The sequence below is a fragment of the Bradyrhizobium uaiense genome (genome assembly GCF_010811875.1).
Lineage (GTDB): Bacteria > Pseudomonadota > Alphaproteobacteria > Rhizobiales > Xanthobacteraceae > Bradyrhizobium > Bradyrhizobium uaiense.
The window spans coordinates 1-684 of sequence record NZ_VKHP01000545.1 but is presented as its reverse complement, the minus strand read 5'-3'; the positions used below and the strand labels follow the sequence as shown (position 1 = coordinate 684).

Below are 684 nucleotides of genomic sequence, written 5' to 3'. Positions count from 1 at the left end.
TTCGCGCCGCGATCTTGTCGGGGTCGCCGATGTCGCTGCGGAAGATGATCTCCACCGCGCCCTTGGCGCCCATCACGGCGATCTGCGCGGTCGGCCAGGCGTAGTTCATGTCGGCGCCGATTTCCTTGGACGCCATGACGTCGAACGCGCCGCCATAGGCCTTGCGGGTGATGATGGTGACGAGCGGCACCGTGCACTGCGAATAGGCGAACAGCAGCTTGGCGCCGTGCTTGATCAGCCCGCCATATTCCTGCGCGGTGCCCGGCAGGAAGCCCGGCACGTCGACGAAGGTGACGATCGGGATGTTGAAGGAATCGCAGAACCGCACGAAGCGCGCGGCCTTGCGCGAGGCGTCGGAGTCGAGCACGCCCGCCAGCACCATCGGCTGGTTGGCGACGAAGCCCACCGTGCGGCCGGCGATGCGGCCGAAGCCGGTGACGATGTTCTTGGCGAAGGTCTCGGAGATCTCGAAGAAGTCGCCCTCGTCGACGACCTTCAGGATCAGCTCCTTCATGTCGTAGGGCTTGTTCGGATTGTCGGGGATCAGCGTGTCGAGCGACATGTCGACCCGGCCGATATCGTCGAAGCTCGGCCATTCCGGCACGCCGTCGGTGTTGTTCGACGGCAGGAAGTCGATCAGCCGGCGCATCTGCAGCAGCGCGTCGACGTCATTCTCGAACGCGC

Annotated in this window: 1 protein-coding gene; it reads right to left on the bottom strand. The window is 65.1% G+C overall.

Annotated features, from left to right (window positions below; all coding sequences use genetic code 11):
- Nucleotides 1-684 (bottom strand): carboxyl transferase domain-containing protein (locus tag FNJ47_RS46385; protein ID WP_283811396.1); only part of this gene is annotated, 684 nt, incomplete at both ends.